Source organism: Microbacterium paraoxydans (assembly GCF_018224615.1).
Taxonomy (GTDB): Bacteria; Actinomycetota; Actinomycetes; order Actinomycetales; family Microbacteriaceae; genus Microbacterium; species Microbacterium paraoxydans_B.
Genome location: NZ_JAGTUK010000004.1, coordinates 199715 through 226663 on the forward strand (window position 1 = coordinate 199715; position 26949 = coordinate 226663).

The window sequence follows — 26949 nt, forward strand, 5'->3', positions numbered from 1 at the left end:
CCGAATGGTTGACGTGCTGAGACCGGCCGCCGCGCCCTCCCCCGGGACGGGCGAGATCTTCCAGATCCTCCGCGACGGGCAGGCGCGCACCAAGGCGGAGCTTGCGGCACTCACCGGGCTCGCCCGCTCCACGGTCGCCCTGCGGGTCGACGCGCTCCTCGCCGCCGGGCTCCTGCGACCGGCGGGAGAAGCGGCCTCCACCGGCGGACGCCCGCCCGCCCGCGTGGCCTTCAACCCGCGCGCAGGACTCGCGCTCGCGGTCGACCTCGGCGCCACGCACGCCACGGTCGCGGTGGCCGATCTGTCCGGCGTGATCCTCGACGCGCGCACCCGCACGATCGACATCGGCGACGGTCCGGAGAAGCTGCTCGACACGATCCTCGCCGACGGGGCCGCGCTGCTCGCCGCGACCGCCGACGGGCTGCCGCTCGTCGGCGTGGGCATCGGCGTGCCCGGCCCGGTCGAGCACTCCACCGGACGCCCGACCAACCCCCCGATCATGCCGGGGTGGGACCGCTTCGACGTCCCCGGCTACGTGCAGCGCACGTTCGACGTGCCGGTGCTGGTCGACAACGACGTGAACATCCTGGCGCTGGGCGAGCAGGCCACCAGCTGGCCCCGCGTGGACGACCTCATCTTCGTCAAGGTGTCCACCGGCATCGGCGCCGGCATCATCGCGGGCGGACAGCTCCAGCGCGGGGCACAGGGCTCCGCGGGCGACATGGGGCACGTGCAGGTGCCGGTGGGGGCGGGCTCCGCGCGCGAGCCCGGCGATGAGCGCGACCTGGAGGCACTGGCCAGCGGTTCCGCCCTGGCGATCGCGCTGCGCGCCGCGGGGCACGAGGTGCACAGCGCCTCCGACGTGGTCGACCTGGTGCGCGCGGGGAACGCCGCGGCCATCGAGGCGACGCGTCAGGCCGGACGGGACGTGGGCGAGGTGCTGGCCACGGTCGTGAACCTCCTCAACCCGTCGATCATCGTGCTGGGCGGCAGCATCGCCCGCGCCGGCGAGCACCTGCTGGCCGGGGTGCGCGAGGTGGTCTACCGCCGCTCCATCCCGCTCGCCACCCAGCACCTGGCCATCGTGCAGTCGCAGGCCGGAGACCGGGCCGCGGTGCTGGGGGCGGCGATCATGGTCGCCCGCGAGGTGCTCTCCCCCGCGAGCGTCGACCGCTACGTCGCGGCGAAGGGATCGAAGTCGGCCGACAGCGCGCCGACCTGAGCCAGCGTGCTCTCGACCTCGACGAAGCGGCGCTGTTCCGCGGCCTCCTCGATCGACAGCAGCGTGTCGAGCACGTGGTAGGCGAACTCGCCCGTCGCGACGTGCGGACGGTCGTCGGCGATCGAGCGCACCATGTCGAGCAGCCCGATGCCGCGCCCGGCGAGCACGCCCTCCTGCTCCACGTCCACGATCTCCTGCTCGACGGGCTCGGGCGGCACGAAGTGGCGCGCAAGCGGACGGGTGATCGTGATCGGTCCGCCGAAGGTGTTGGGGTCGGGGATGGTGATGGTGCCCTCGGTGCCGGTGATCTCGACGATCCCCTGCCGCACCAGGGGCGAGTCGGTGCTGTAGAGGCTCTGCGCCTGCCCCCCGCCCTCGAAGTCGAGCAGCACGCTCACGGTCGACGGGATCTCGACCGGGAACTCCTGCCCGGCGAGTTCGCCGACCTGCACCCTCCGCGTCGGCGCGCCCTGCAGCCCGAGCGCCGCGACGGCCGCCACCGGGCCGAACACGTGCACGAGGGTCGAGACGTAGTACGGGCCCATGTCGAGCAGCGGTCCCGCGCCCTTGGCGTAGAGGAACGCGGGGTTGGGGTGGAAGATCTCCGGCCCCTGCCACTGGAACGTCGTCTGCCCGAAGAGCGGCCGGCCGATGTCTCCGCGGGCGATCGCGCGCTTCGCGGTCTGCACACCGGGGCCGAGCACGGTGTCGGGTGCCGCGCCGACGCGAAGCCCCGCGGCTTCGGCCGTGCGCAGGAGCCTGCTCGCCTCCTCGCGGCTCACGCCGAGGGGCTTCTCCGTCCACACGTGCTTGCCGGCGCCGAGGATCGCCTCGGACACCGCGACGTGCGCGGCCGGGATCGTGAGGTTGACCACCACCGCGATGTCGGGGTCGTCGAGCACCACGTCCACGCCGCCCGCCCGCGGGACCCCGTAGGCCTCGGCCTGGGCGCGGGCGCGATCCGGGAGGAGGTCGCCGATCGCGAGCACCCGCACGTCGGGGAACCGCGTGAGGTTCTGCAGGTACTGGTCGCTGATGTTGCCCGCGCCGATGATGCCGACGCCGACCGGGCCGCCGCCGCGCGCCATCAGCCCGCGACCTTCGCGTCGAGGAACTCGCGGCTGCGCTCGATCGCGTCGAACAGGTCGCCGTCGTAGTGGTCGAACTCCACGATCGCGAGCTCGAGCGCGGGGGCCGCCTCGATGGCTGCCACGAGCGGGACCGTGCCGTCGCCCGCGGGCACCTGGTCGGCGGGCGGGTAGGCGTCGAGCAGCGCGGGGTCGAGCGTGCCGTCCTTGGCGTGCACCGCGATCACACGGTCGCCCAGGCGCTCCAGCAGGGCGACCGGGTCCACGCCTCCGCGTGCCACCCAGTACAGGTCCACCTCCAGCACCACGCGCTCGTCGAGCAGCCCCGCGAGCACCTCCAGCCCGGTCACGCCGTCGAACTCGGCCTCGAGCTCGTGCGCGTGATTGTGGTAGCCGACGCGCACGCCCAGGGCGGCGCCAACCTCTGCCGCGGCGTTCAGCAACCGTGCGGTCTCGGCGATCTGCTCCACCGATTCCCAGCGCGAGGGCTCGGTGTAGGGGTCGATCACGGTGTGCATGCCGAGCGTCGTGGCGGCCGCGAACACCTCGGCAGGTGCGGGCACGGGCAGGGTGGTGCCGCTGCCGTCGGGGTTGACGAACGACTCCGAGGCGAGGAACGCGTGGCCGGAGGGCGCGGACAGCCCGGCGGCGGCGAGCGCGGCGGCCATCGCATCGGCGCGCCGCACGAAGTCGTACGGCTCGACGGCCGTGAACCCCCGGGCGGCGACGGCGGCGAGGGTGCCGTCGAGGTCGGACTCCAGCTGCTCGCGGATGGTGAACAGCTGCAGGGACGTCTGGATCGTCATCGGTCGTGCTCCTCGGGTCATCGGTGACTCGCGGGTGATCCCGCGCTGGCACGCTATCACCGAATACCTCCGCGTGGAAGTTTTTATCGCACTAGACTCGACGCATGCCCCCCGCTGCCGCCGCCGAGCCGGAGCGCCCCCGCGCGCGCGGCGCCTACGCCAAGGGCATCGCGCGCCGCCAGGAGATCCTGGATCGCGCGATCGAGGTGTTCGCGACGCGCGGCGCCGACCGCACGAGCCTGCGCGCCATCGCCAGGGAGGTGGGAGTCACCCACGCCGCCCTGACGCACTACTTCGGGTCGCTGGAGGAGCTCCTGGTCGCGGTCTACCGTGAGAGCAACGCCCCCGGCCGGCACCCCGAGGCCCCCGACGACGCCACGCCCGTGGAGAGCATGATCCTGTCGGCCAGGGTCAACCGCGAGGTGCCGGGGCTCGTGCAGCTGTACTCCACCCTGGTGGCCTCCGCGCTCGAGGACGGCCACCCCGCGGCCCGGGAGTTCGCCACCGACCGGTTCGCACGACTGCGGGCGAGCATCGCGGCCACGGTGCGGCAGCAACAGGGCGAGGGACGCATGCGCGACGACGTGGAGCCCGAGGCGGTCGCCGCGCTGGTCATCGCCGCATCGGACGGCCTGCAGACCCAGTGGCTGCTCGACCCCTCCGCCCCGCAGCACGAGGCCCTGACCCTGCTCGACCGTCTGCTGCGGCCCGCGCCCGGCACCCAGCCCCCACGATCCGAGGAGAACCCCGCATGAGCACAGGTCGAGTCGTGGTGGGCGGGTCCACCGGATTCATGGGCCGGCACCTCACCGAACGCCTGCGTGCGCAGGGGCGCGAGGTCGTCACGATCTCGCGGTCGGGCGCCGACCTCGACTGGACGGATCAGGCGGGAATCGATGCCGCGGTGGAGGGTTCCACACTCGTGCTGGGTCTCGCCGGCAAGAGCGTGAACTGCCGCTACACGCCGCGCAACCGCGCCGAGATCTTCCGCTCCCGGCTCGACACCACGGCCGCACTGCGCACCGCGATCGCCCGCGCATCCGCGCCGCCCGCGCTCTGGATCAACTCGTCCACCGCCACCATCTACCGCCACGCGGACGACCGGCCGATGACGGAGTCCTCGGGCGAGCTCGGCAGGGGGTTCTCGGTCGAGGTCGCCAAGGCGTGGGAGCGGGAGCTGTTCGCGGGCGAGCTCCCCGGCACGCGCCGCGTGGCGCTGCGCAGCGCGATCGTGCTGGGCGACGGCGGAGTGCTGGGGCCACTACGCACCCTCGCGCGGCTGGGCCTGGGTGGTCCGCAGTACGACGGGCGCTGGCCGGTGAGCCGGGCCCGTCGGGAGGCCGGCACGGCGCATGCGTTCGGCACGCGCCGCGGTCGTCAGCGGTTCAGCTGGATCCACCTCGACGACGTGGCGCGGATCGTGGAGTTCCTGGAGCAGACGCCGGCGCTGGAGGGACCGGTCAACGCCGCGTCGCCGAACCCCGTCGACAACGTCGCCTTCATGGCCGCGATCCGACGGGCGCTGGGGGTGCGCTTCGGCCCGCCGACGCCGCGGTGGATGCTGGAGCTGGGCGCGATCGGCATCCGCACCGAGACCGAGCTCGTCCTGAAGAGCCGGTGGGTGCTGCCGGAGAAGCTCCTCGCTGCGGGCTTCACGTTCCAGCACCCCGATCTCGACGAGGCACTGCAGTCGTCCTTCGCCGCGATGGACGACAGCGCCCACGCCGCCGCCGCCTGACCCGGCCCCGAGCGTCAGCCCCAGGTCGCGGACTCGGGGTCGACGCCGTGGCGTCGCGCCTCCGCCTCGATGCTGCGACGGAACCACGCCGCCAGCCCCGGACGGATGCCGTCGTAGTGCGCCGTGTAGCCGGGGTCGGTGGTGAACAGCCGCCCGAGAACCACCTGCATCTGCCGGCTCAGGGGGAAGTACGCCGAGAACACCGCGCGGTGCCGGGCGACGAGCGCATCGGCCTCCGGTTGTCCCGGGGCGACGCCGTGGTCGATCGCGGCTCCGAGCTCCGCCTCGAACGCCCGCATCGTGTCCGCGATCTCCTGCCAGTCCTCCGGCGTCCGCGTGGCGGAGCGTTCTGCGTACTGCTGCCACTGCACCGTGTCCCCCCACTTCCGCCGCGCGTCGCGTGTCCACTCCGGGTTCCAGTCGGCCCCGAACGCCGCACGCTGCTCCGTCTCGCTCAGGAGCAGTCCGCGCTCGTGCGCCGCGGCCATCCGTTCCAGATCGTCCTGAAGCGCGGTCAGGTGCGCGATCCGTTCCGCGAGCTGCGTCTGCTGGGCGCGCAGGGAGGTGACGATGTCGACGTCCGGATCGTCCAGGAGGCGGCCGATCGCGTCAAGGTCGAGGCCGAGCTCCCGATACACCACGATGCGTCGCAGGCGCTCGAGGTCGGACGCGGTGTACAACCGGTAGCCCGAGTCCGATCGGGCGGACGGCCGGATCAGGCCGATGGCGTCCCAGTGGTGCAGCGCGCGCACGGTCACGCCCGCGAGGGCCGCGGCCCGACCGACGGTCAGGTCCGCGGCCCCGGAGTCATCGGGCATCGGCGCTCCCGCCGTCCGGGCCGTCCTCGGGTGCACGAATCCCCATCTCGGCCAGGTTCGCAGCTTCCACGCTCGACGGGTCGTAGGGCTTCGCCGCGGTGAACACGACCCGCACGTTCTCCGGGGTCACCACCTCCACGTCCCGGGTGTTCCACGGCGTGTCGATCGGTTCGCTCACGGCCTCCGGCGCCAGCGCGCGGCAGGCCGCGACCAGGGGCTCGATCTGGTTCAGCACGCACGCGAAGCTCAGGCGCAGGCCGCTCACCGCCTCGGGAGCGACGTCCGTGGGAACGAGCAGCACGTCCTGGAACGCCCAGCGCCGCAGGTGCACGATCTGCCCCGGCACGCTGAACAGGGTGAAGAACCCCAGGCCCCGCTCCCAGAACTCGACGGAGGCGTCGAGGTCGGTCGTGGGAATCGTGACGAAGGCGGGCATCCCGTAGATGCCGCGGAAGAGCTCGGGAGCGACCGCGTCGGGTCCGGGGGTCGGCACGGGGCTCAGCTCGAAAGCGTTGTAGTGATCAGTCATGACTCCACGATCGGGCCTGACGCGGCGTGAGGGTCAAGCCCGGCCCCCGTGCGCGCTTCCCGTGGACTCAGGCGCCGGCGCCCGGGGCGTCACCCTGCTCGCGCCGGCGCTTCTCGAGTTCTTCCCGCAGCCGCCACTCCTCGATCTCGCGGTCGAGGTCGGCGATCTGCTGCTCCGTGGTGCGGGTGTCGACGGGTCGAGCGGGCGAGGGCGCCACGGTCGGCGCCGCGGGGCGGTCGACCCGGCGCATGCGCGGGATCGGAACGCCGCCCTCGCCGTACTCCCGCCCGAGCGCGAACCACAGCAGGCTTCCCACCAGGGGCAGCAGGATCACGATGATCAGCCACACCATCTTGGGCAGGTGCTTCACCTGCGCGTCGTCGCGCGTGATGATGTCGATCAGCGCACCGATCATCAGCGCGATGATCAACAGCGAGAACAGGAACGGCATAGGTTCAGGGTAGACGACGCGCCATGCGGCGGCGCGAGCCCCTAGGGCAGGAGGTGCCCGGCGGCGCGGAACAGCTCGTACCACTCGGGCCGGGCGAGCACCACGTCGGCGCCCGCCGCGGCGTCGCGCACGCGCTCGGGCGTGGTGGTACCGAGCACGACCTGCATCCCCGCGGGGTGCCGGGTGATCCACGCGGTCGCGATCGCGATGGGCTCGACGCCGTGATGGGCAGCGAGCCGGTCGATCACGGCGTTCAGCTCGGGGTAGGCAGCGCTGCCGAGGAAGACACCGGCGTCCGTGCCGCTCTGGAACGGCGACCACGCCTGCACGGTGATGCCGTTGATGCGGCAGTAGTCCACGATGCCGCCACCGTCGCGCACGATGCTCTGGTCGTGGCCGCCGATGTTCGCGGCGACCGGCTGGGCGATGATCGGCGCGTGCGTGAGCGACAGCTGCAGCTGATTGGCGACCAGAGGCTGGCGAACAGCCGTGCGCAGCAGCTCGATCTGCGACGGCGTGTGGTTGGAGACGCCGAACGCCCTGACCTTGCCCGAGGACTCGAGGTGGTCGAACGCCCTCGCGACCTCGTCGGGCTCGACCAGCGCATCGGGTCGGTGCAGCAGCAGCACGTCGATGCGGTCGGTGCGCAAGGCGGCGAGCGACCCCTCGACCTGCGTGACGATGTGGTCGTACGAGAAATCGAACATCCCCTGCGCCGGCACGATTCCGCACTTGGTCTGCAGGACGATCTCGTCACGCTCGGCCGGGCTGAGGGAGAGCGCCTCCGCGAAACGCGATTCGCAGCGATGCATCGTGCCGCCGTAGATGTCGGCGTGGTCGAAGAAGTCGACGCCCACCTCGCGGGCCGTGTCGTACAGCTCGCGGATGTGGGCATCGTCCTTGTCGGCGATACGCATCATCCCGGCGACGATGGCGGGGGCGGTAGCTGTTCCGAAGGGCACGGTCTTCATTCCGCCACGCTATCGCGCGGTCACGGGTCCGCGGTGGTGGAAAACGGCAGGAGATCGGTCACGGGAATGTCGAGCGCGGCCGCGATGCGGGCGAGGTCGACCATCGTGAACTCGACCCGGCCGTCCAGGAGGTCGTGCACTCGCCGTGGGGAGAGGCCAGCGAGCTCCGCGAGCTGGATGAGCGACACTCCGGCGTGGAGTCGTGCCGTTTCGACCGTGGATGCCATCAGATGTCGCAGTTCTGTCCCCATACGCAGACACTACCCCCACACACGGACACCTCCGGCGGAAGAGTGAACCGATATGACGGCATCTTGATCTCGGAGCGCTGCTAGGGTGTGCCAGATGAGGACACCGGCCGAGCAGTTCAACGACGCCGTGGGGCGGCAGATGCGCGCGGAGATCGCGGCCGCCCGGAGCAGCATCGCCGCCATGGCCCGCAGCGTCGGCATCGCGCGCAGCGCACTCGACAACTACGTCACCGGAAAGCGCGCCATCCCCGTCCCCGTGGTGTACGCGGTGTGCTCGACGCTCGGAATCGAGCCACACGTCCTGGTCGCCAGGGCGCAGGAACGCCTCGACGCCGACGGCGCCTCGGCCGTGATCACCCCGTTGCGTCGCACCCCCGATGTCGCCGCCTCCCGCGAGAATGACCGCGAGGTCGCCTACGAGTCCGACGCACCGCACGAGGCGGACACCGACGACCTCTACGAGTGACACCGCGAGCCGGCAGGAGGAAGAGCCCATGCAACGCCTCCTCCTGCTCGCGAGCGATCTCGGGCTGCGTGTCATCGAGCAGCCGGGGCGCACGCGTGGCGGCTTCGATCCCGCGACCGGCACCATCCGCCTGGCGCCGGGAATGAGCGCCCGCACCACTCGCAGTGTGCTGGCGCACGAACTGGGCCACGCCCACCTCGGTCACCGCCCCACCACGCTCGCCTCCGTGCGGGATCGTCAGGAGCGCCGGGCCGACGAGTGGGCTGCCCGCACGCTCCTCACACCCCAGGCCTACGCGGCTGCCGAGCAGCTCCGTGGATCGCATCTCGCGAGCCTCGCCTTCGAGCTCGATGTCACACTCGAGATCGTCCTCGCCTACCAACGGCTCCTGCGCAACGACCGCGCGCGACCCCGAGCGGCGTGAGCAGGACCGGCGTCGCGCGCTGGTTGAATGGGCGCATGGCCTTCCTCGTCCCGCCCGCCCCCGTCACCCTCACCGGCGAGCTCGTCGAGCTGCGACCCCTCGACCGGTCGCACGTCGACGGGCTGATCGACGCCGTACGCGAGGGCGACCTGTGGAAGACGGCCTGGTACACGTCGGTCCCGGAACCGGACGGGGTGGCGGCCGAGGTCGAGCGTCGGCTCGGACTGGTCGAGAGCGGCGAGATGGTCCCGTTCACCGCGGTCGACGCGAGCGGGCGCATCCTCGGTCTCACGTCGTACTACGACATCGTCGCCGACGTGCCCCGGCTCCACATCGGCTATACGTGGAATCGCCCGTCCGCTCACGGCACGGGCACCAACGCGGAATCGAAGCTGCTGCTGCTCCGCCATGCGTTCGAGACGCTCGGAGTCTTCCGTGTGGGGCTCACCACGCAGTGGGTCAACTTCCAGTCGCGCTCGGCGATCGAGCGACTCGGCGCCAAGCAGGACGGCGTCATGCGGGCGATGAGCCGTTACCGCAACGGCGCGCTGCGCGACAGTGTCGAGTACTCGATCATCGAGCCGGAGTGGCCCGCCGTGCGAGCCAACCTGGAGGCCCGCTTGGCCCGTCGGCGCTGAGTTTCCGCGCGGACGGGCTCGAACTCACTCGGTGGGGCTGCCGGTCCAGTTCTTGGAGCGACGCGTGGCCGAACCGCGCTGCCGCATCGCGAAACCGAGGGCGAGCGACACCAGCAGGATGCCGGCGCAGAAGGTCAGCGCGGCCGCCGTGTCCGGGAGCTCGTGCGCGATCCCCAGCAGCCAGAAGCCCCCTAGGAAGAGGATCATGAAGAACAAGAAGCTGAGGATCACGGGATCTCCTGTCGTCGGTGCTCTACCAGGATAGCCCGGGGCCGGGAAGGCCCTGTGCGCCGGGCCCGACCTCTGGTGTGATCGGCGCATGACCAGTACTCTCACCGCCCTTGCGATCTCCTGCACGCTCAAGCCGTCCCCCGCGGAGTCGAGTTCCGACCTGCTCGCGCGCCAGCTGCTCGACGCCCTGTCGGCTCACGACGTCTCCGGCGAACTGGTCCGCGCGGTCGACCTCGACCTGCACCCGGGCGTGGAGGGGGACATGGGCGACGGCGACCAGTGGCCCGATGTCCGTCGCCGCGTGCGGGAAGCGGACATCCTTGTGTTCGTGACGCCCACCTGGATGGGACAGCACTCGAGCGTGGCGCAGCGCGTGCTCGAGCGGCTCGACGCGGAACTGAGCGAGACCGACGGTCAGGGCCGTCCGATCCTGTTCGACCGGGTCGCGATCGCCGGGGTGCTCGGCAACGAGGATGGCGCGCACCACATCTCGGCGATCCTGTTCCAGGCGCTGAACGACGTCGGTTACACGATCCCGGCGCAGACCTCGGTGTACTGGAACGGCGAGGCGATGCAGACCGTGGACTACAAGGACCTCGATGAGACGCCGGAGAAGGTCGCCGACGCCATCCAGACCGCCGCCCGCAACGCCGCCCATCTGGCGCGGCAGCTCAAGGCGCAGCCCTACCCCGCCGGCTGAGCGCGGCGGCGACTACTCTGCGGGCCCGTCGACGACCTCGTCGACGAGACTGATGCCTCCGGACGAGCTCGCCTCGACCATCAGCGCCTGAATCCACTTCACGTTGAGCTGCGGCGTCTCCGGCTCCTCGAACGTGAAACGGAGCGGGATGGACGGATGCAGCCAGATGGTCGAGCGTCCAGGGGTGTCCCCCTCGGGGTGACGCCAGGACAGCGTGAAGCTCTCGTTGCGGCGGAGTTTGGTGGCGATCGCGACCTTGAGGTGGGCGAGGGCGCGGTCTTCGATCTGGATCTCGCTACCGCTCCCGTACTGCATGGTTCCCATGTCCACGACCCTATCGGGCGGCCCCAGGTCCGCGCAGGGGCTTGCGTTGAAGGAGCCGCCCGCACCCCTGCTGCCCTGGAGACCACGCGGGGCGACCTGTCAAGGCCCTGGGGCACCGGTCCCGCGGGTGTACGTTCCGGAGATGGAGCCGATCCGCGTAGGACTCGTCGCCGATCCGGCATCGCCCACGCACGTCGCGCGGCGGATGACCGACCGGACGCCGCCGCTGGCCGAGAGGGCGGAGCCGTGGGACGTCGAGCTCCTCAGCGAGCCGTTCACCCTCGGATCGGAGGAGGTCGGTGTCGCTCTGGAGCGGCTGCGCTCGCACGCCGACGAGCACGGCTGGGATCTCGTAGTCGGTGTCACCGAGCTTCCGCTTCGCGACGACGACGGCCGCTATCTGTTGGCCGCGATCCACTCCCGCCGACGGTCCGCCGTACTGTCGCTTCCGGCGCTCGGAGGTTTCCGCGTGCAGAGCCGCGCGCGCCACGCCGTCCGGGGACTCGTCGGCGGGATGGCGGAACCCGACACGGCCGAGGAGAAGCGCCTTCCGCTCCCCGGACTCAGCGCCCGCGGGCGCGTGCTCCTCGGCATGGTCCTGGCCAATCGCCCGTGGCGGCTCGCGGCGGGGCTGAAGTCGGCGCTGGTCGCGGCCCTGGCGACCGGCGCGGTGGCGACCATCCAGCCGACCGTGTGGTCGCTCGCCCTCGCACTGTCGGGGTGGCGGCTGGTCGCGGCGACCGTCGCGTCCATCGCGCTCATCATCGCCTGGATCGTCGTCGACGGCGGGCTCTGGGACCGGCCTGACGATGACTCCTCCGAGGCCCGTGAGCGCTCCCGGCTCTACAACACCTCGACGTTGCTGACCCTCACCATCGGGATCGTCATCTGCTACCTGACGCTGTACGTCGTGAACCTGGCGTGGGCGCTGTTCGTGCTCGACCCGGCGGTGATGAGCGACGAGCTCGGCCGCACCGTCGAGTTCGGCGATCTCTTCGTGCTGACCTGGTTCGTCGCATCGGCCGCGACGATCGGCGGGGCACTCGGCACGGGCCTGGAGTCCGACGAGGCGATCAGGGCCGCGACCTACTCGAAGCGGGAGGAGGATCGCCGGGCCCGCCTGGCCCACGAGCGCGTCACCCGCTGACCGCCGGCCGTCGCCGCGCGAGCGAGCAGGAGGCGACGGGGATCGCACACGTCGGGCGTCGCGGACGACTGACTGCCGGCGTTACGGCACGCCCCAGAAACGGTCGCACCAGTGGCGCTCGATGAGGGAGTGCGGTAGCCGCCAGCAGACACGCGCATGCCGTGCCCGCGCGCGCGTCAGGCGAGAGCCCTCACCGCCAACCATGACGATCATCTCGTCTCCGCGAGATGTGGGCGGAACGTGAAGCAAGCCCCCGTCCGCGCCCTCAGTACTGAGGGGGCGGACGGGGGCTTGCGGAACGTCGCAGCGCAGTTCATCTGTCGCTGCGGTGAGGCTGCTTCAGAAGTCCCAGTCGTCGTCTTCCGTGGCCTCGGCCTTGCCGATCACGTAGGACGAACCCGACCCCGAGAAGAAGTCGTGGTTCTCGTCCGCGTTGGGCGAGAGCGCCGACAGGATCGCCGGGTTCACGTTCGTGACGGTCGAGGGGAACATCGCCTCGTAGCCCAGGTTCATCAGGGCCTTGTTGGCGTTGTAGTGCAGGAACTTCTTGACGTCTTCCGTGAGCCCGACGCCGTCGTAGAGGTCCTGCGTGTACTGCACCTCGTTGTCGTACAGCTCGTAGAGCAGCGAGAACGTGTAGTCCTTCAACTCGTCCTTGCGCGCCTGGTCGAGCGTCTCGAGTCCGCGCTGGAACTTGTAACCGATGTAGTACCCGTGCACGGCCTCGTCGCGGATGATCAGGCGGATCAGGTCGGCCGTGTTGGTCAGCTTCGCCCGGCTCGACCAGTGCATCGGCAGGTAGAAGCCCGAGTAGAAGAGGAAGCTCTCGAGCAGGGTCGACGCGACCTTGCGCTTGAGCGGGTCGTCGCCGCGGTAGTAGTCGGTGACGATCTGCGCCTTCTTCTGCAGGTTCGGGTTCTCCACCGACCAGCGGAACGCCTCGTCGATCTCCTTGGTCGAGCACAGCGTCGAGAAGATCGACGAGTAGCTCTTCGCGTGCACCGACTCCATGAACGCGATGTTCGTGTAGACGGCTTCCTCGTGCGGCGTGATCGCATCGGGAATGAGCGACACGGCACCCACGGTGCCCTGGATCGTGTCGAGCAGCGTGAGACCGGTGAAGACGCGCATGGTGAGCGTCTGCTCCTCGGCGGTGAGCGTGTTCCACGACTGGATGTCGTTCGACAGCGGCACCTTCTCGGGCAGCCAGAAGTTGTTCACCAGGCGGTTCCAGACCTCGAGGTCCTTGTCGTCCTGAATGCGGTTCCAGTTGATCGCCTGCACGCGGTCGACCAGCTTGAGGGGTTCGTGCGGAGTCATTTCTCGTTGTTCCTTGGGATGCGGAGGCCGGTCAGAGCATGCAGGAGACGCACTCGGTCATGTCGGTGCCCTCGAGCGCCAGCTGACGCAGACGGATGTAGTAGATCGTCTTGATGCCCTTGCGCCACGCGTAGATCTGCGCCTTGTTGATGTCACGCGTGGTGGCGGTGTCCTTGAAGAACAGTGTCAGCGACAGGCCCTGGTCCACATGCTGCGTCGCCGCGGCGTACGTGTCGATGACCTTCTCGTAGCCGATCTCGTACGCGTCCTGGTAGTACTCCAGGTTGTCGTTCGTCATGAACGCCGCCGGGTAGTAGACGCGACCGAGCTTGCCCTCCTTGCGGATCTCGATCTTCGAGGCGATCGGGTGGATCGACGAGGTCGAGTTGTTGATGTAGGAGATGGAGCCCGTGGGCGGCACGGCCTGCAGGTTCTGGTTGTAGATGCCGTGCTCCTGGATCGACGCCTTCAGCGCCACCCAGTCCTCCTGCGTGGGGATGTGCTTGCCCGCGAAGAGCTCCTTGACCTTCTCGGTCTCGGGCATCCATGCGCGCTCGATGTACTTGTCGAAGAACTCGCCGGACGCGTAGGTCGAGTCGGCGAAGCCGTCGAACGTGGTGCCCCGCTCGATCGCGAGCTGGTTGGACGCCCGCAGCGCGTGGAACAGCACCGTGTAGAAGTAGATGTTCGTGAAGTCGATGCCCTCCTCCGAACCGTAGAACACGTGCTCGCGAGCGAGGTATCCGTGCAGGTTCATCTGGCCGAGGCCGATCGCGTGCGAGCGGTCGTTGCCGTCTTCGATCGAGCGCACCGAGCGGATGTGGCTCTGGTCGCTGACCGCGGTGAGCGCGCGGATCGCCGTCTCGACGGTCTGGCCGAGATCATCGGCGTCCATCGACAGCGCGATGTTCATCGAGCCGAGGTTGCACGAGATGTCCTTGCCGATCTGGTCGTACGACAGGTCGTCGTTGTACGTGGTCGGCGTGTTCACCTGCAGGATCTCGCTGCACAGGTTGGACATGTTGATCCGGCCCTTGATGGGGTTGGCCTTGTTGACCGTGTCCTCGAACATGACGTACGGGTAGCCCGACTCGAACTGGATCTCGGCGACCGTCTGGAAGAACTCGCGCGCGTTGATCTTGGTCTTCTTGATGCGGGGGTCGTCGACCATCTCGCGGTACTTCTCGGTGACGGAGATGTCGCCGAAGGGTACGCCGTAGACCTTCTCGACGTCGTAGGGCGAGAACAGGTACATGTCCTCGTCGTTCTTCGCGAGCTCGAACGTGATGTCGGGCACGACGACGCCGAGCGACAGCGTCTTGATGCGGATCTTCTCGTCGGCGTTCTCGCGCTTGGTGTCGAGGAACCGCATGATGTCGGGGTGGTGCGCGTTGAGGTAGACCGCGCCTGCTCCCTGCCGCGCACCGAGCTGGTTGGCGTAGCTGAAGCTGTCTTCGAGCAGCTTCATGACGGGAATGATGCCGGACGACTGGTTCTCGATCTGCTTGATCGGCGCACCGGCCTCGCGGATGTTCGACAGGAGCAAGGCGACACCGCCGCCACGCTTGGAGAGCTGCAGGGCGGAGTTGATGCCGCGGGCGATCGACTCCATGTTGTCTTCGATGCGCAGCAGGAAGCAGCTGACGAGCTCGCCGCGCTGCGCCTTGCCGGCATTGAGGAACGTGGGGGTGGCCGGCTGGAAGCGACCCGAGATGATCTCCTCGACCAGGTTGACCGCGAGCTTCTCGTCGCCGTCGGCCAGGGCGAGGGCCGTCATGACGACGCGGTCCTCGAAGCGCTCCAGGTAGCGCTTGCCGTCGAACGTCTTGAGCGTGTAGCTCGTGTAGTACTTGAACGCGCCGAGGAACGTCTCGAAGCGGAACTTCTTCGAGTAGGCCAGGTCGTTGAGCTTCTGGATGAAGTCGAACGAGTACTTCTCGATGACCGCGCCCTCGTAGTACTCCTTCTCCACGAGGTAGTCCAGGCGCTCACGCAGCGAGTGGAAGAACACCGTGTTCTGGTTCACGTGCTGCAGGAAGTACTCGCGCGCCGCACGCTTGTCGGCGTCGAACTGGATCTTGCCGTTCGCGTCGTACAGGTTGAGCATCGCGTTCAGGGCGTGATAGTCGAGACCCTCGTATGCGGGGTTCACCTTGAAAGCCACTGTCTCGGTCACTGAAGTTCCCACCGTCGTTCCAATCCGTCGCTCACGCGATCCACGTCGTCCTGTGTGCCGAAGATCTCGAGCCGATACAAGTGAGGCACGTGACACTTGCGGCTGATGATGTCGCCGGCGAGGCAGAACGCATCGCCGAAGTTGGTGTTGCCCGCGGAGATCACTCCGCGGATGTGGCGCCGGTTGCGCTCGTCGTTGAGGAACCGGATCACCTGCTTGGGCACCGCACCCTTCTCGACGCCGCGCCCCACACCCCCACCGTAGGTGGGGGTGACCAGCACGAAGGGCTCGTCGACGACGAGGGCTTCGTCCGTGCGGTGAAGGGGAATACGTCGGGCGGGAAACCCGAGTTTCTCGATGAAGCGCGCGGTGTTACCCGACACGCTCGAGAAGTAGACCAGGAGCGGCGCTGCGGTCGCGACGGCGCTCATGGCCGATCACGCCAGGCGGGAGGCGAGCTCGTCGATCTTGTCGGGACGGAAACCCGACCAGTGGTCCTCGTCCGTGACGACGACCGGCGCCTGCATGTAGCCGAGCGCCTTGACCTGCTCCAGCGCCGTCGGGTCCTCCGACAGGTCGTGGATCTCGTACTCGATGCCCTTGGCGTCGAGGGCGCGATAGGTGGCGTTGCACTGAACGCAGGAAGGCTTGGTGTAGACCGTGATCGACATCTGATTCCCCTCGAATCTCTGGTTTCTCCGGCAGGCCCCCGCCGGGAACTCAATACTACATATGGGTGCGGACATTCGGAGTGACCACAAGGGGTAGTAGTTACATCCGTGTAGTTTTTCCACTGCTCTCCACTGATACAACACAGGTTCTCCACCGTTTCTTCCACAGGCGGAGGCCCGATCGCAGCCCTCCCGAACCGCGAGAAATCGCGGCTGGGAAGACCCTGAGAGCGATCCATCCACAGGAGGCACGGTACGCCGGGCCTCGGACATGCGAATGCCTGTGGAATTCGTCTTTCGGCGTGTCGCGGGCGTGTCGCGGCGTGTCGTCCGTGGGGCCGTCTCGATAGCCCCCTCGTCGCCCGGTACCGTTGTCGGGTGGCGGGCTATCGGGATCTCCTTCGCACGCCGGGAGTGGGGCGCATGATCGCCGCCCAGCTCACCGCGCGGTTCCCCAACGGGATGATGTCTTTGGCGATCCTGCTGCACGTCGAGCAGCAGACCGGATCCTACGGATCGGCCGGCCTCGTCCTCGCCGCGACCAGCGTCGGTCAAGCGGTCGCCGGCCCCATCACCAGCCGATGGATGGGCGCGTGGGGGATGCGTCGCGTGCTCACCCTCACGCTCACGGTGTGCGTGCTCGCCGTGCTGGGCCTGGCCGTGCTGCCGCTCTCGGTGCCCGGCTACATGGCGCTCGGCATGGTCGCCGGCCTCTCCACCCCGCCCGTGCAGGCTGCGGTGCGCACCATCTACCCCAAGCTCGTGAACGCCGGACAGCTCACGCCGCTCTTCTCCCTCGACGCCTCGCTCCAGGAGATCATCTGGGTGCTGGCCCCCGTGGTCATCACGCTCGTCTCCACGCAGATCGGGACCATGGAGGGACTGCTGCTCGTGGCCGTCGTGCTCGTCGGCGGCGGCGCGTGGTTCATCCTCTCCCCCGAGGTGGGCCGCGTGCGCATCCCGCGCAGCCGCAACGCCCTCGGACGGGTGGTGCTCAAACCCCCGGTGCTCCTCGCGACCGTGATCGGCTTCCTCCTGATCGGCGCGTGCTCCGCCGTGGAGGTCGGCGTGGTGGCCACGTTCGAGCACGGCAGCCTCGCGGCGGGGCTCATCCTGGCGGTGTTCTCGGCGGGAAGCCTGGTCGGCGGCCTCGCGTTCGGCCACATCCCGATCGGCCCGTGGGCGATGGCGCGACGCCTCCTGATCGTCACGGTCGGGCTCGCGCTCACCATGGTCATGCTGAACGTCTTCTGGCTCGGCGGAACGCTCATCCTCGCCGGGATCGGCATCGCCCCCGCCCTCGCCGTGCTGTTCGCGATCACGACCGCCAGCGTCAAGTTCAGCGAGACGGCCGAGGCCTTTGGCTGGGCGGGCACCGGCCAGCTCATCGGCGCCGCCGCGGGATCCGCCGTCGCCGGCTTCCTCGTCGACGTCGGCGACTGGCGGGGGGCCTACCTCGCCGCCACGATCTTCGCCGGGGTCGGCCTGCTCGTCTCCATCATCTTCGTCCGCTTCTTCCCCGACCTGCGTCACCGCGACGCGAGCCCGCATCCCGACACCGAACCCCTGGCGGTCACCCCCTCATGAGCCTCCCCGTCCCGTCCCCCGCACCCGCGATCGTCTGCGTCGGCGAGTCGATGGCGCTGATCACGCCCACTCGGGCACCGCTCGCCGAGGCGGACACCGCGACACTCACGCACGCCGGGGCCGAGGCCAACGTCGCCGTCGGCGTCGCGGCGGCCGGTCACCGCGCCGTCTGGGCCTCCCGGCTCGGCCGCGACCCGCTGGGCGACCGTCTGCTCGGCGAGCTCGAGCGGCGCGGGGTCGAGCTGTGGGTCGAGCGCGACGCGGAGGCCCCCACGGGGGTCATGTTCAAGGACCCGGGCATCGAGTCCTCCGCCGTCTACTACTACCGTCGCGGTTCCGCCGCCTCCCGCATGGCCCCCGGTTTCCTCGACGCCGCGCAGCTCCGGGGCGTGCGGATCGTGCACACCACCGGCATCACCCCGGCGCTGTCCGCCTCCTGCCTGGCGATGGTCGAGGCGCTGTACGCCGACGCCAGGGCCGCGGGCGCCATCGTGTCGTTCGACGTGAACGACCGCCGTGCGCTGTGGGCTCAAGAGGAAGCGGCGGCGACGCTCGCACGTCTCGCCGACGCCGCGGACATCGCGTTCGTCGGCCGTGACGAGGCGGAGCGCATCTGGGGCACCGCCACCCCGGCCGAGATCCGGGCGCACCTGCCCCACTGCGCGCTGCTCGTGGTGAAGGACGGCGACGTGGGCGCCACCGCGTTCACGCACGACGCCGAGCCCGTGTTCGTGCCGGCCCCCACGGTGGACGTGGTCGAGCCCGTGGGCGCCGGCGATGCGTTCGCCTCGGGGTTCCTCGCCGCGACGCTCGACGGGGAGGACCTCGCCGCACGCCTGGCGGCCGGGCACGCCGCCGCCGCCCGGGTGCTCACGATCGCGGCCGACCTGCCCCCGCTCACCCGCGTCGGCTGACACCCCGCGACCGGTCCGTCCCGCCACCGCGGTCGTAGGCTGGTGCCATGCCCGCACCCCTCAGCCTGCCCCGACTGTCGTGGGGCGATCCGGCGGCCGAGCGCCGCGTGCTCCTCGTCCACGGGCTCGGTTCGTCCGGAGCGCTCATGTGGCAGCTGGGCGACGCGATCGCCGCGACCGGGGCGGTCGCGGTGGCCGTCGACCTGCGCGGACACGGCGACGCTCCGCGCTCCCTCGACTACTCCGTCGACGCGTACGCCGCCGACCTCGCCGCCACCCTGCCCGACGGCGGCGGCGCGTGGGACGCGGTCGTGGGCCACTCGCTGGGCGGTGCCGCCGCCACGGTCGCCGCCGCAGGCTCCCCGGACTGGACCCGCCGCCTGATCCTGATCGATCCCGCCCTCCACGTCGACGGACGCGACGCCGCGATCGTGCGCCGCAGCCAGGAGCGCGCCTTCGCCGACAACCGCATCGAGGTCGTCCGACAGGAGCACCCGCACTGGCACCCACAGGACCACGAGCTGAAGATCGACGCCGTGCGCCGCGCGAGCGCCTGGGCCGTCGAACAGACCAGCGCGCAGAACCAGCCCTGGGATGTCCGCGCTCACGCCGCACGCCTCACCGTCCCCACCCACATCATCGGCGCCGACCCCGCCGTGTACAGCATCTTCGCGGGCGACCTGGCCGCGAAGGTGCTCGCGGCGAACCCGCTCCTGACGATGTCGGTCGTGGCGGGCGCCGGGCACTCCCTTCATCGCGACCGTCCGGAGGACGCGATCCGACAGCTCTTGGAGGCACTCGCATGACCGCGTTCGACCCGACCCGCTACCTTCCGGACGACCTGCTCGCGCGCATCCGCGAACGCGCCCCCATCCACGACCGCGAGAACACCTTCCCGCAGCAGGACCTCGACGAGCTGCGCGACGCCGGGTACCTGTCGATCCTGGTGCCGGTCGAACGCGGAGGCGCCGGGCTCGGGCTCGCGGAGGCCGCGATCCTGCAGCAGCGGCTCGCCGGCGCCGCGCCCGCGACAGCGCTCGCGATCAACATGCACCTGGTGTGGACCGGGGTCGCGAAGGTGTTCTCCGACCGTGGCGTGCCCGGGCTCGAGTTCGTCCAGGACGGCGCGGTCGCCGGTGAGGTCTTCGCGTTCGGCATCAGCGAGGGCGGCAACGACCTCGTGCTGTTCGGCAGCGACACGACCGCCGTGCCGGATGCCGACGGTGGTTACGCGTTCACCGGCACCAAGATCTTCACGTCGCTCGCCCCCGTCTGGACCAAGCTGGGGCTGCACGGCCTGGACACCACCAGCGCGGATGCCCCCCAGCTCGTGTTCGCGTTCATCGACAGGACCGACGCGGTGACGACCTCGGACGACTGGGACACGCTGGGCATGCGCGCCACGCAGAGCAGGACCACGCGGCTCGACGGCGCGGTGGCCGATGCCGCGCACGTGGTGCGGCGGATCGACCCCGGCCCCAGCCCCGACCCCATCGTGTTCGGCATCTTCTCCGTCTTCGAGATCCTGCTCGCCTCGGTGTACACGGGCATCGCCCGACGCGCACTGGAACTGGCGGTCGCGACCGCGCACAGCCGTCGTTCCAAGAAGAGCGGCGCCGCGTACAGCCAGGACCCCGACATCCGCTGGCGCATCGCAGACATGGCGATCGCCTACGACGCCCTCCCGCCGCAGATCGCCGCGCTCGCGCGCGACGTGGACGAGCGCGCCGACCACGGGCCGCGGTGGTTCCCCGCGCTTTCCGGCCTCAAGCACCGTGCGATCACGATGGCCAAGAGCGTGGTCGACGAAGCGATGCTGGTGGCGGGCGGCGGCTCCTACTTCAGCGGCAACGAGCTCTCGCGGCTGTACCGCGACGTGCTCGCCGGGGCGTTCCACCCCTCCGACCCCGAATCCGCGCACGCCACCGCGGCGAGCGCCTGGCTCGGCCCCGTGGAGAGCTGACCGAACGCACGGATCGTGCAGGTGTTCCGTTCGGATTCGACGGATCCGGTTGTCCGCCATCGACGGGAGTGCCAGGATCGCAGCATGGCAACGGCGAAGAAGACCTCCGCCCTCGACGCGATCTCCAAGACCATCATCGAACTGTTGCAGGACGACGGGCGACGCTCGTACTCCGACATCGGCCGTATGGTCGGACTCAGCGAAGCGGCCGTCCGCCAGCGCGTGCAGCGGCTGACCGAGTCCGGTGTGATGCAGATCGTCGCCGTCACCGACCCGATGCAGCTCGGCTTCCATCGGCAGGCGATGATCGGCCTTCGCGTGGCCGGCGACGCCCGGCACGTCGCCGAGGCGATCGCCGAGATCGAGGCCGTGGACTACGTCGTCATCACGGTCGGTTCGTTCGACGTGATCGCCGAGGTCGTGTGCGAGGACGATGACCATCTGCTGGCGCTCGTGAACGACGTGATCCGACCGATCGACGGCGTGCTGTCGACCGAGACCTTCATCTACGCCAAGCTGCAGAAGCAGCTCTACAACTGGGGGACCCGATGACCTCGCGCTCTGTGCCGTCCGCGCCCGCGCTGCAGTCCATGGCGAAAGACCACCTTTGGATGCACTTCACGCGCCAGTCGACCATGGCGGACTCGGGCGTGCCGATCATCGTCAAGGGTGAGGGCCACCGCATCTGGGACGTGGACGGACGGGAGTACATCGACGGACTGGCCGGGCTGTTCGTGGTGAACGCGGGGCACGGTCGGCGGCGGCTCGCGGAGGCTGCGGCCGCGCAGGCGTCGGAGCTGGCGTTCTTCCCCCTGTGGTCGTACGCGCACCCGGCCGCGATCGAGCTCGCCGACCGTCTGGCCGACGAGGCACCCGGCGACCTCAATCGCGTGTTCTTCTCCACCGGCGGTGGCGAAGCGGTGGAGACGGCGTTCAAGCTCGCGAAGCACTACTGGAAGCTGCAGGGCAAGCCGGCCAAGCACAAGGTGATCTCCCGCGCGGTCGCCTACCACGGCACGCCGCAGGGCGCCCTGGCGATCACCGGCATCCCTGCCATGAAGGCGATGTTCGAGCCGGTCACACCGGGCGGCTTCCGCGTGCCCAATACGAACTTCTATCGCGCCGCCGAGATGGGAGCGCCCGCCCACGACCTCGAGGCGTTCGGACGCTGGGCGGCCGACCGCATCGAGGAGATGATCCTGTTCGAGGGTCCCGATACGGTCGCGGCCGTGTTCCTCGAGCCGGTGCAGAACTCGGGCGGCTGCTTCCCTCCGCCGCCCGGCTACTTCGCCCGCGTGCGCGAGATCTGCGACCGGTACGACGTGCTGCTGGTGTCGGACGAGGTCATCTGCGCCTTCGGACGACTCGGACACACGTTCGCCTGCACGGGGCTGGGCTACGTGCCCGACATGATCACCTGTGCGAAGGGGATGACCAGCGGCTACTCCCCCATCGGCGCGACGATCGTGAGCGACCGCGTGTACGAGCCGTTCGCACACGGTGACGTGTCCTTCCCCCACGGCTACACGTTCGGCGGGCATCCGGTGTCGGCCGCGGTCGCCCTGGAGAACCTCGCGATCTTCGACGAGGAGGGCCTCAACGCGCACGTGCGCGAGAACTCTCCCCTGTTCCGCGCGGAGCTGGAGACGCTGCTCGACCTGCCTCTCGTGGGAGATGTCCGCGGTGACGGCTACTTCTTCGGCATCGAGCTCGTGAAGGACACCGCGACGCGGGAGACGTTCGACGACGAAGAGTCGGAGCGGCTGCTGCGCGGCTTCCTGTCGCCCGCGCTGTTCGAGGCCGGCCTCTACTGCCGGGCGGACGACCGCGGCGACCCCGTCATCCAGCTCGCCCCGCCGCTCACCGTCGGTCCGGCGGAGTTCCGTGAGATCACGCAGATTCTGCGGGACGTGCTCACGCGCGCCCAGGCCGTGCTCTGACGCGCGCACCGCGGCGTCAGGGGCGCCCGGCGACGGATCGGGGGCGCGACAGCAGCGCGATGTGCAGCGCCGCGAGCACTTCGCCGTCGTCGAGATCGGCGTCGAGCAGATCCGCGATGAGCGCGATCCGCTGGTAGAAGACGGAGCGCGACAGATGGCTCGCCGCCGCGGCCGCCGACCGGTTGCCCGGGTGCGCGACGAGGGCACCGAGCACGTCGAGCAGGTCGCCGCGGCGCTCCCGGTCGTGCCGGATCAGGGGTGCGAGCATGCGTTCGCCGTGCTCCTGCAGCCGCCGGTCGTCGCCGAGCGCCGCGACCAGTTGTTCGAGCGGGCGGTCCGCCGCGCGGCGCACGGCCTCGCCGGTGTCGTCGCTCGACCGCGCTGCCAGGTCGAGCGCGGTGCGGGCGGACGCGAGAAGCCCGGGCACGTCCTCGGCCGACGGGCCGACGACGACCGGCACCCCGGTCCCCGCGATGCGCCGCGCGGCGGCGTCGGTCAGGGTGCCCCGCGGCGGGGAGAGAAGAAGGACGACGACGCCGTCGCGCCGGGCGGCGAGCGCTGCGACCCCCTCCCCGGCGGCGCGGGCGCGGATGCGATCCACGGGCTCGGCGGTGCGCACGACCACCGCGCACGCGTCTCGCTCGCCCAGGTCGAGCCCCAGGCGCCGCAGCCGCGCCACCACGTCCTCGATCCGCGCGAACCGCGACCCCAGCAGGTCGTCGATCAGCGAGCGATACGCGAGCAGGGTCCACTCCGCCTCTCCGTCGGCGAGACACCCGAACGCGAGCGCAGTGGCCCCGAGCTCCAGCACCGTGAGCCTCCCGGCCGGGTGCGCAGGCCCGTCGAGCGCGGTGAGCGACCCCCACCGCACGCCCCGCGCCTGCACGGGCACGCGCTCCGATGCGGGAGCGGGGAGTCGGTCGAGCACCGCGGCGACGGGGCTGGTCAGGGGCTCGACGGCGATCACCTCCCCCGCCAGGTTCTCCAGCACCGCCGGAGCACCGAGGGCCCGGGCGGTCTCGGTCACGATCACATCCGCGGGGGCTCCCCGCAGGCTCAGCGCGGTGAACAGCTCGTGCAGCTCCTGCCGTTCGCGCAGCGCCGTCGTCTGCGCGTCGATCAGCGCCCGGTGCACGGCCTCGGTCACGGTGACGAACTTGACCTCCGCGCCCAGCGCCACCAGCGCGAGCTCCGCCTCCGCGCACGCGTCGACCACTGCGTCGGGCACCCGCGGCATCCGGTCGCCGAGCTCCACCACGAGCCCGGCGACACCGACCGCGGCCAGTTCGCGCACGAGCGCGCGGAGGGACCGGGCGTCGCGCGGCCACGCGGCCGCGGTGGTCAGCAGGAGTTCTCCCCCATCGAGCAGCCGGGCGACCCCGGCGCTGTCGGACGCGTGCACCCAGCGCACCCCGGCGTCCAGTGCGGCACCGCCGACGAGCACGCGCGGCGCACCGTCTCGCATCACGGGCAGCGCGAGCACGTCCGCCACGCGCAGCAGCGACGGAGCGCGCCGCTCCGGACGTTCTGTCCCAGGCGCGGAGAAGTCCCGACGATCTGACACTCCGCGTCTCCTCGCTGCTCTGTGACCATGGAGTCGCACCCAGCTTAGCGGCCGCCGGTCAGAGTGTCCGGCAGCCGCCCATCACCCCCGCGGAGGAACAGTGGACATCGTCCGACACATCATCGACGGCACCGAGACCGCGGCGGCGAACCGCACCGCGCCCGTGTACGACCCCGCCACGGGCCTGGTCACGAAGCACGTCGCCCTCGCCGGCGCCGACGAGGTCGGCGCGGCCGTCGACGCCGCGGCCTCGGCCCTGCCCGCGTGGCGCGCCACCAGCCTGATCAAGCGCGCCGACGTGTTCTTCCGCCTGCGGCAGCTGCTCGCCGACCGCACGCCCGAACTCGCGGCGATCGTGACGTCCGAGCACGGCAAGGTGCTGTCGGATGCGGCGGGCGAGGTGTCGCGCGGCATCGAGAACGTCGAGTTCGCCGCCGGGCTCGTGCACCTACTCAAGGGCGAGCGGAGCGAACAGGTCGCCCGCGGCGTCGACGTGCACTCGGTCAAGCAGCCGGTCGGGGTGGTCGCGGCCATCACCCCGTTCAACTTCCCCGTCATGGTGCCGCTGTGGATGGTGGCCTCGGCGATCGCATGCGGTAACACGGTCGTGCTGAAGCCCAGCGAGAAGGACCCGTCCGCCGCGGTGTGGCTCGCGAAGCTGTTCCGCGAGGCGGGCCTCCCCGATGGCGTGCTCAACGTCGTCCACGGCGACCGGGAAGCCGTCGAGGCCCTGCTCGACTCGCCGCGCGTGAACGCCGTCAGCTTCGTCGGCTCCACCCCCATCGCCCGGTCGATCTACCAGCGCGCCTCCGCCGCAGGGAAGCGGGTGCAGGCCCTCGGCGGTGCCAAGAACCACATGGTCGTGATGCCCGATGCCGACCTCGACGCCGCCGCGGACGCGGCGGTGTCCGCCGCCTACGGTTCCGCCGGTGAGCGCTGCATGGCCGTGTCGGTGCTGGTCGCGGTCGGCGACGTGGCCGACGACCTCGTGGCCGCAGTGGCCGCACGCATCCACGGACTCCGGATCGGCCCGGGTACGGACCCCGCGAGCGAGATGGGCCCGCTGATCACGCGGGAGCACCGAGACTCGGTCGCCTCGTTCGTGCACGGGGCACCCGCCGAGGGCGCGACGGTCGTGGTCGACGGGACACGGCAGGAGTTCGACTCCGACGGGTTCTTCCTCGGCGTGAGCCTGATCGACCACGTCCGGCCCGGCATGGCCGTGTACGACCGGGAGATCTTCGGCCCGGTGCTGTCGGTCGTGCGCGTGGACACCTACGCCGACGCGGTCGCCCTGGTGAACGGCAACGCCTACGGCAACGGCACCGCGATCTTCACGCGCGACGGCGGGACCGCCCGGCAGTACGAGTTCGACATCGAGGTCGGCATGGTGGGCGTGAACGTGCCGATTCCCGTGCCGATCGGCGCCTACTCCTTCGGCGGCTGGAAGGACTCCCTGTTCGGCGACTCGCACATCTACGGCCCGGAGTCGATCCACTTCTACACGCGCTCGAAAGTGGTCACGACCCGCTGGCCCGACCACACGCCGTCCCAGATCGACCTCGGTTTCCCGAGCAACCACTGACCCCGACCGGAGGGCACGACTCATGAGCAGCTACACCGACCGCCACGGCGCCGTCCTTCCCCTCCCCGATGCGGCGGCCGACGCCCGGGTGCGCGCCGACGACCGCGGACACGTCTTCCACTCCTGGAGCGCGCAGGCCGCGATCGACCCGCTCCCCGTCGCCGCAGGACGGGGCTCGACGTTCTGGGACTATGAGGGCAACGCGTACCTCGACTTCTCCAGCCAGCTGGTGAACCTGAACCTGGGCCACCAGCACCCCGACCTCGTCGCCGCTATCCAGCAGCAGGCCGGACGACTCCCGACCATCCAGCCCGCCATGGCGAACGACGTGCGCGGCGAACTCGCACGGCTGATCGCCGAGGTGGCGCCCGAGGGGTTCGAGAAGGTGTTCTTCACCAACGGCGGCGCCGAGGCCAACGAGTACGCCGTGCGGATGGCGCGCCAGAGCACGGGGCGCCGGAAGGTGCTGTCGATGTACCGCAGCTATCACGGCTCGACGTCGACCGCGATCGCGCTCACGGGCGACCCCCGGCGGTGGGCGAACGACATGGCGGACACCGGGGCCGTGCGCTTCTTCGGTCCCTACCTGTACCGTTCGCCGTTCCACTCCGAGACCCCGGAGCAGGAGGCCGAGCGCGCCCTCGCCCACCTGGAGCAGACCATCCAGCTGGAGGGACCACAGACCATCGCGGCCATCATCATCGAAACCGTGGTCGGCACCAACGGCGTGCTCGTGCCCCCGCCCGGCTACCTGCCGGGCGTGCGCGAGCTGTGCGACCGCTACGGCATCGTGTACATCGCCGACGAGGTGATGGTCGGGTTCGGCCGCCTCGGCGAGTGGTTCGGCATCGACGCGTTCGACGCCCAGCCCGACCTCGTGACCTTCGCGAAGGGGGTGAACTCGGGGTATGTGCCGCTCGGGGGTGTCGTGATCTCCGACCGTGTCGCCCGCGCGTTCGACACGATGCCGTTCGCGGGCGGGCTCACCTACTCCGGGCACCCGCTCGCATGCGCGGCCGGCGTCGCGACGTTCGAGGTGTTCCGCCGCGACGGGATCCTGGAGCGGGTCCGCGACCTCGGCGAGCGCATCGTGGAGCCGACGCTGCGCGAGTGGGTCGAACGTCACCCGTCGGTGGGCGAGGTGCGCGGCCGCGGGCTGTTCTGGGCGGTGGAGCTCGTGCGAGACGCGGACACCAGGGAACCGCTGGTGCCGTTCAACGCCGCGGGTGCCGATGCGGCGCCCATGGCGGCGTTCGCGAGCGCGGCCCGACGCGCGGGAGTCTGGCCGTTCACGCACTTCAACCGCGTGCACATCGCCCCGCCGCTGGTGATCGAGGAAGAGGAGCTGCGGCGCGGGCTGCGGGTGATCGACGAGGCGCTGGCGGTGGCGGACGAGGTGGCCGCCGGCTGAGACGAGCGGGGCGG

Annotated in this window: 30 protein-coding genes; 16 read left to right on the forward strand and 14 right to left on the reverse strand. The window is 70.4% G+C overall.

Annotated features, from left to right (window positions below; genetic code table 11):
• The first annotated feature begins 4 nt into the window (after window positions 1–4).
• The gene (locus KE274_RS15390; protein WP_211545303.1) at window positions 5–1222 is read left to right on the forward strand and encodes an ROK family transcriptional regulator; all 1218 of its coding nucleotides are present in this window, start codon (window positions 5–7) and stop codon (window positions 1220–1222) included.
• On the opposite strand, the gene KE274_RS15395 is transcribed toward KE274_RS15390, so the two are convergent.
• Both KE274_RS15395 and KE274_RS15400 read right to left on the reverse strand, forming a co-directional pair.
• Window positions 1174–2310, reverse strand: a complete 1137-nt coding sequence (locus KE274_RS15395; RefSeq protein ID WP_211545305.1) for a Gfo/Idh/MocA family protein — start codon at window positions 2308–2310, stop codon at window positions 1174–1176. The genes KE274_RS15390 and KE274_RS15395 overlap by 49 nt on opposite strands.
• On the reverse strand, window positions 2310–3116 hold the full coding sequence (locus KE274_RS15400) for a sugar phosphate isomerase/epimerase family protein (protein WP_211545307.1): 807 nt from the start codon (window positions 3114–3116) through the stop codon (window positions 2310–2312). Before KE274_RS15400 ends, KE274_RS15395 begins: the two co-directional genes overlap by 1 nt.
• 104 nt (window positions 3117–3220) lie before the next feature.
• Between KE274_RS15400 and KE274_RS15405 the strand changes: the two genes are divergently transcribed.
• Together KE274_RS15405 and KE274_RS15410 are read left to right on the forward strand one after the other, a co-directional pair.
• Window positions 3221–3871: a TetR/AcrR family transcriptional regulator gene (locus tag KE274_RS15405; protein WP_211545309.1), complete on the forward strand. Its 651-nt coding sequence runs from the start codon at window positions 3221–3223 to the stop codon at window positions 3869–3871.
• On the forward strand, window positions 3868–4854 hold the full coding sequence (locus KE274_RS15410) for an epimerase (protein WP_211545311.1): 987 nt from the start codon (window positions 3868–3870) through the stop codon (window positions 4852–4854). The genes KE274_RS15405 and KE274_RS15410 overlap by 4 nt, the downstream gene beginning before the upstream one ends.
• Before the next feature lie 14 nt (window positions 4855–4868).
• On the opposite strand, the gene KE274_RS15415 is transcribed toward KE274_RS15410, so the two are convergent.
• The 5 genes from KE274_RS15415 to KE274_RS15435 form a co-directional block, all read right to left on the reverse strand.
• Window positions 4869–5672: a MerR family transcriptional regulator gene (locus KE274_RS15415; protein ID WP_211545313.1), complete on the reverse strand. Its 804-nt coding sequence runs from the start codon at window positions 5670–5672 to the stop codon at window positions 4869–4871.
• Window positions 5662–6201, reverse strand: a complete 540-nt coding sequence (locus tag KE274_RS15420) for a VOC family protein (RefSeq protein WP_211545315.1) — start codon at window positions 6199–6201, stop codon at window positions 5662–5664. The genes KE274_RS15415 and KE274_RS15420 overlap by 11 nt, the downstream gene beginning before the upstream one ends.
• Before the next feature lie 67 nt (window positions 6202–6268).
• Window positions 6269–6652: a PLD nuclease N-terminal domain-containing protein gene (locus KE274_RS15425; protein WP_211545317.1), complete on the reverse strand. Its 384-nt coding sequence runs from the start codon at window positions 6650–6652 to the stop codon at window positions 6269–6271.
• A 41-nt stretch (window positions 6653–6693) separates the two neighbouring features.
• Complete coding sequence (locus KE274_RS15430; protein WP_211545319.1) at window positions 6694–7623, reverse strand: aldo/keto reductase; 930 nt, start codon at window positions 7621–7623, stop codon at window positions 6694–6696.
• 20 nt (window positions 7624–7643) lie between these two features.
• On the reverse strand, window positions 7644–7874 hold the full coding sequence (locus KE274_RS15435) for a helix-turn-helix domain-containing protein (protein WP_211545321.1): 231 nt from the start codon (window positions 7872–7874) through the stop codon (window positions 7644–7646).
• Between the two features lie 94 nt (window positions 7875–7968).
• On the opposite strand from KE274_RS15435, the gene KE274_RS15440 reads away from it, so the two are divergent.
• The 3 genes from KE274_RS15440 to KE274_RS15450 are packed head-to-tail and all read left to right on the forward strand — an operon-like array spanning window position 7969 to window position 9402.
• A complete protein-coding gene (locus tag KE274_RS15440; protein ID WP_211545323.1) occupies window positions 7969–8340 on the forward strand; it encodes a helix-turn-helix domain-containing protein in 372 nt (123 codons plus the stop codon).
• Window positions 8341–8368: 28 nt separating this feature from the next.
• Complete coding sequence (locus KE274_RS15445; protein WP_211545325.1) at window positions 8369–8764, forward strand: ImmA/IrrE family metallo-endopeptidase; 396 nt, start codon at window positions 8369–8371, stop codon at window positions 8762–8764.
• A gap of 35 nt (window positions 8765–8799) precedes the next feature.
• Window positions 8800–9402, forward strand: coding sequence for a GNAT family N-acetyltransferase (locus tag KE274_RS15450; RefSeq protein WP_211545327.1), 603 nt, complete (start codon window positions 8800–8802; stop codon window positions 9400–9402).
• A gap of 24 nt (window positions 9403–9426) precedes the next feature.
• On the opposite strand, the gene KE274_RS15455 is transcribed toward KE274_RS15450, so the two are convergent.
• A complete protein-coding gene (locus KE274_RS15455; protein WP_211545329.1) occupies window positions 9427–9633 on the reverse strand; it encodes a hypothetical protein in 207 nt (68 codons plus the stop codon).
• An 88-nt stretch (window positions 9634–9721) separates the two neighbouring features.
• Here KE274_RS15455 and KE274_RS15460 point away from each other — a divergent pair, with 88 nt between their 5' ends.
• Window positions 9722–10333 carry a flavodoxin family protein gene (locus tag KE274_RS15460; RefSeq protein WP_211545331.1) on the forward strand — a complete coding sequence of 204 codons (612 nt, stop codon included), beginning with the start codon at window positions 9722–9724 and terminating at the stop codon, window positions 10331–10333.
• A 12-nt stretch (window positions 10334–10345) separates the two neighbouring features.
• Here KE274_RS15460 and KE274_RS15465 read toward each other — a convergent pair whose 3' ends face one another.
• Window positions 10346–10657 carry a DUF7882 family protein gene (locus KE274_RS15465; RefSeq protein WP_211545333.1) on the reverse strand — a complete coding sequence of 104 codons (312 nt, stop codon included), beginning with the start codon at window positions 10655–10657 and terminating at the stop codon, window positions 10346–10348.
• 142 nt (window positions 10658–10799) lie between these two features.
• Between KE274_RS15465 and KE274_RS15470 the strand changes: the two genes are divergently transcribed.
• A complete protein-coding gene (locus tag KE274_RS15470; RefSeq protein WP_249186500.1) occupies window positions 10800–11804 on the forward strand; it encodes a hypothetical protein in 1005 nt (334 codons plus the stop codon).
• Between the two features lie 339 nt (window positions 11805–12143).
• Here the strand turns inward: KE274_RS15470 and nrdF are convergent, their stop codons facing one another.
• From nrdF to nrdH, 4 genes are read right to left on the reverse strand one after another with little or no spacing between them, the layout of a single operon-like run.
• The gene (nrdF, locus tag KE274_RS15475; protein WP_211545335.1) at window positions 12144–13124 is read right to left on the reverse strand and encodes a class 1b ribonucleoside-diphosphate reductase subunit beta; all 981 of its coding nucleotides are present in this window, start codon (window positions 13122–13124) and stop codon (window positions 12144–12146) included.
• Window positions 13125–13155: 31 nt separating this feature from the next.
• Window positions 13156–15300, reverse strand: a complete 2145-nt coding sequence (gene nrdE, locus KE274_RS15480; protein ID WP_307872230.1) for a class 1b ribonucleoside-diphosphate reductase subunit alpha — start codon at window positions 15298–15300, stop codon at window positions 13156–13158.
• Window positions 15297–15731 (reverse strand): class Ib ribonucleoside-diphosphate reductase assembly flavoprotein NrdI, encoded by a 435-nt coding sequence (nrdI, locus tag KE274_RS15485; protein ID WP_211545337.1) that lies wholly within the window; start codon window positions 15729–15731, stop codon window positions 15297–15299. The genes nrdE and nrdI overlap by 4 nt, the downstream gene beginning before the upstream one ends.
• A 6-nt stretch (window positions 15732–15737) precedes the next feature.
• The gene (gene nrdH / locus KE274_RS15490; RefSeq protein ID WP_017202656.1) at window positions 15738–15971 is read right to left on the reverse strand and encodes a glutaredoxin-like protein NrdH; all 234 of its coding nucleotides are present in this window, start codon (window positions 15969–15971) and stop codon (window positions 15738–15740) included.
• Window positions 15972–16394: 423 nt separating this feature from the next.
• On the opposite strand from nrdH, the gene KE274_RS15495 reads away from it, so the two are divergent.
• From KE274_RS15495 to KE274_RS15520, 6 genes are all read left to right on the forward strand, one after another.
• Window positions 16395–17558, forward strand: a complete 1164-nt coding sequence (locus KE274_RS15495; protein WP_249186501.1) for an MFS transporter — start codon at window positions 16395–16397, stop codon at window positions 17556–17558.
• Window positions 17555–18472 carry a sugar kinase gene (locus KE274_RS15500; RefSeq protein WP_211545341.1) on the forward strand — a complete coding sequence of 306 codons (918 nt, stop codon included), beginning with the start codon at window positions 17555–17557 and terminating at the stop codon, window positions 18470–18472. Before KE274_RS15495 ends, KE274_RS15500 begins: the two co-directional genes overlap by 4 nt.
• 47 nt (window positions 18473–18519) lie before the next feature.
• A complete protein-coding gene (locus KE274_RS15505; protein WP_211545343.1) occupies window positions 18520–19278 on the forward strand; it encodes an alpha/beta fold hydrolase in 759 nt (252 codons plus the stop codon).
• On the forward strand, window positions 19275–20435 hold the full coding sequence (locus KE274_RS15510) for an acyl-CoA dehydrogenase family protein (RefSeq protein WP_211545345.1): 1161 nt from the start codon (window positions 19275–19277) through the stop codon (window positions 20433–20435). The genes KE274_RS15505 and KE274_RS15510 overlap by 4 nt, the downstream gene beginning before the upstream one ends.
• A gap of 84 nt (window positions 20436–20519) precedes the next feature.
• A complete protein-coding gene (locus KE274_RS15515) occupies window positions 20520–20987 on the forward strand; it encodes an Lrp/AsnC family transcriptional regulator (RefSeq protein ID WP_211545347.1) in 468 nt (155 codons plus the stop codon).
• Window positions 20984–22375, forward strand: a complete 1392-nt coding sequence (locus KE274_RS15520; protein ID WP_211545349.1) for an aspartate aminotransferase family protein — start codon at window positions 20984–20986, stop codon at window positions 22373–22375. Before KE274_RS15515 ends, KE274_RS15520 begins: the two co-directional genes overlap by 4 nt.
• Before the next feature lie 16 nt (window positions 22376–22391).
• Here the strand turns inward: KE274_RS15520 and KE274_RS15525 are convergent, their stop codons facing one another.
• Window positions 22392–23867, reverse strand: a complete 1476-nt coding sequence (locus KE274_RS15525) for a PucR family transcriptional regulator (RefSeq protein WP_211545351.1) — start codon at window positions 23865–23867, stop codon at window positions 22392–22394.
• Window positions 23868–24039: 172 nt separating this feature from the next.
• Between KE274_RS15525 and KE274_RS15530 the strand changes: the two genes are divergently transcribed.
• Together KE274_RS15530 and KE274_RS15535 are read left to right on the forward strand one after the other, a co-directional pair.
• The gene (locus KE274_RS15530) at window positions 24040–25524 is read left to right on the forward strand and encodes a CoA-acylating methylmalonate-semialdehyde dehydrogenase (protein WP_211545353.1); all 1485 of its coding nucleotides are present in this window, start codon (window positions 24040–24042) and stop codon (window positions 25522–25524) included.
• 22 nt (window positions 25525–25546) lie between these two features.
• On the forward strand, window positions 25547–26935 hold the full coding sequence (locus tag KE274_RS15535; RefSeq protein WP_211545355.1) for an aspartate aminotransferase family protein: 1389 nt from the start codon (window positions 25547–25549) through the stop codon (window positions 26933–26935).
• The last annotated feature ends 14 nt before the right edge of the window (window positions 26936–26949 follow it).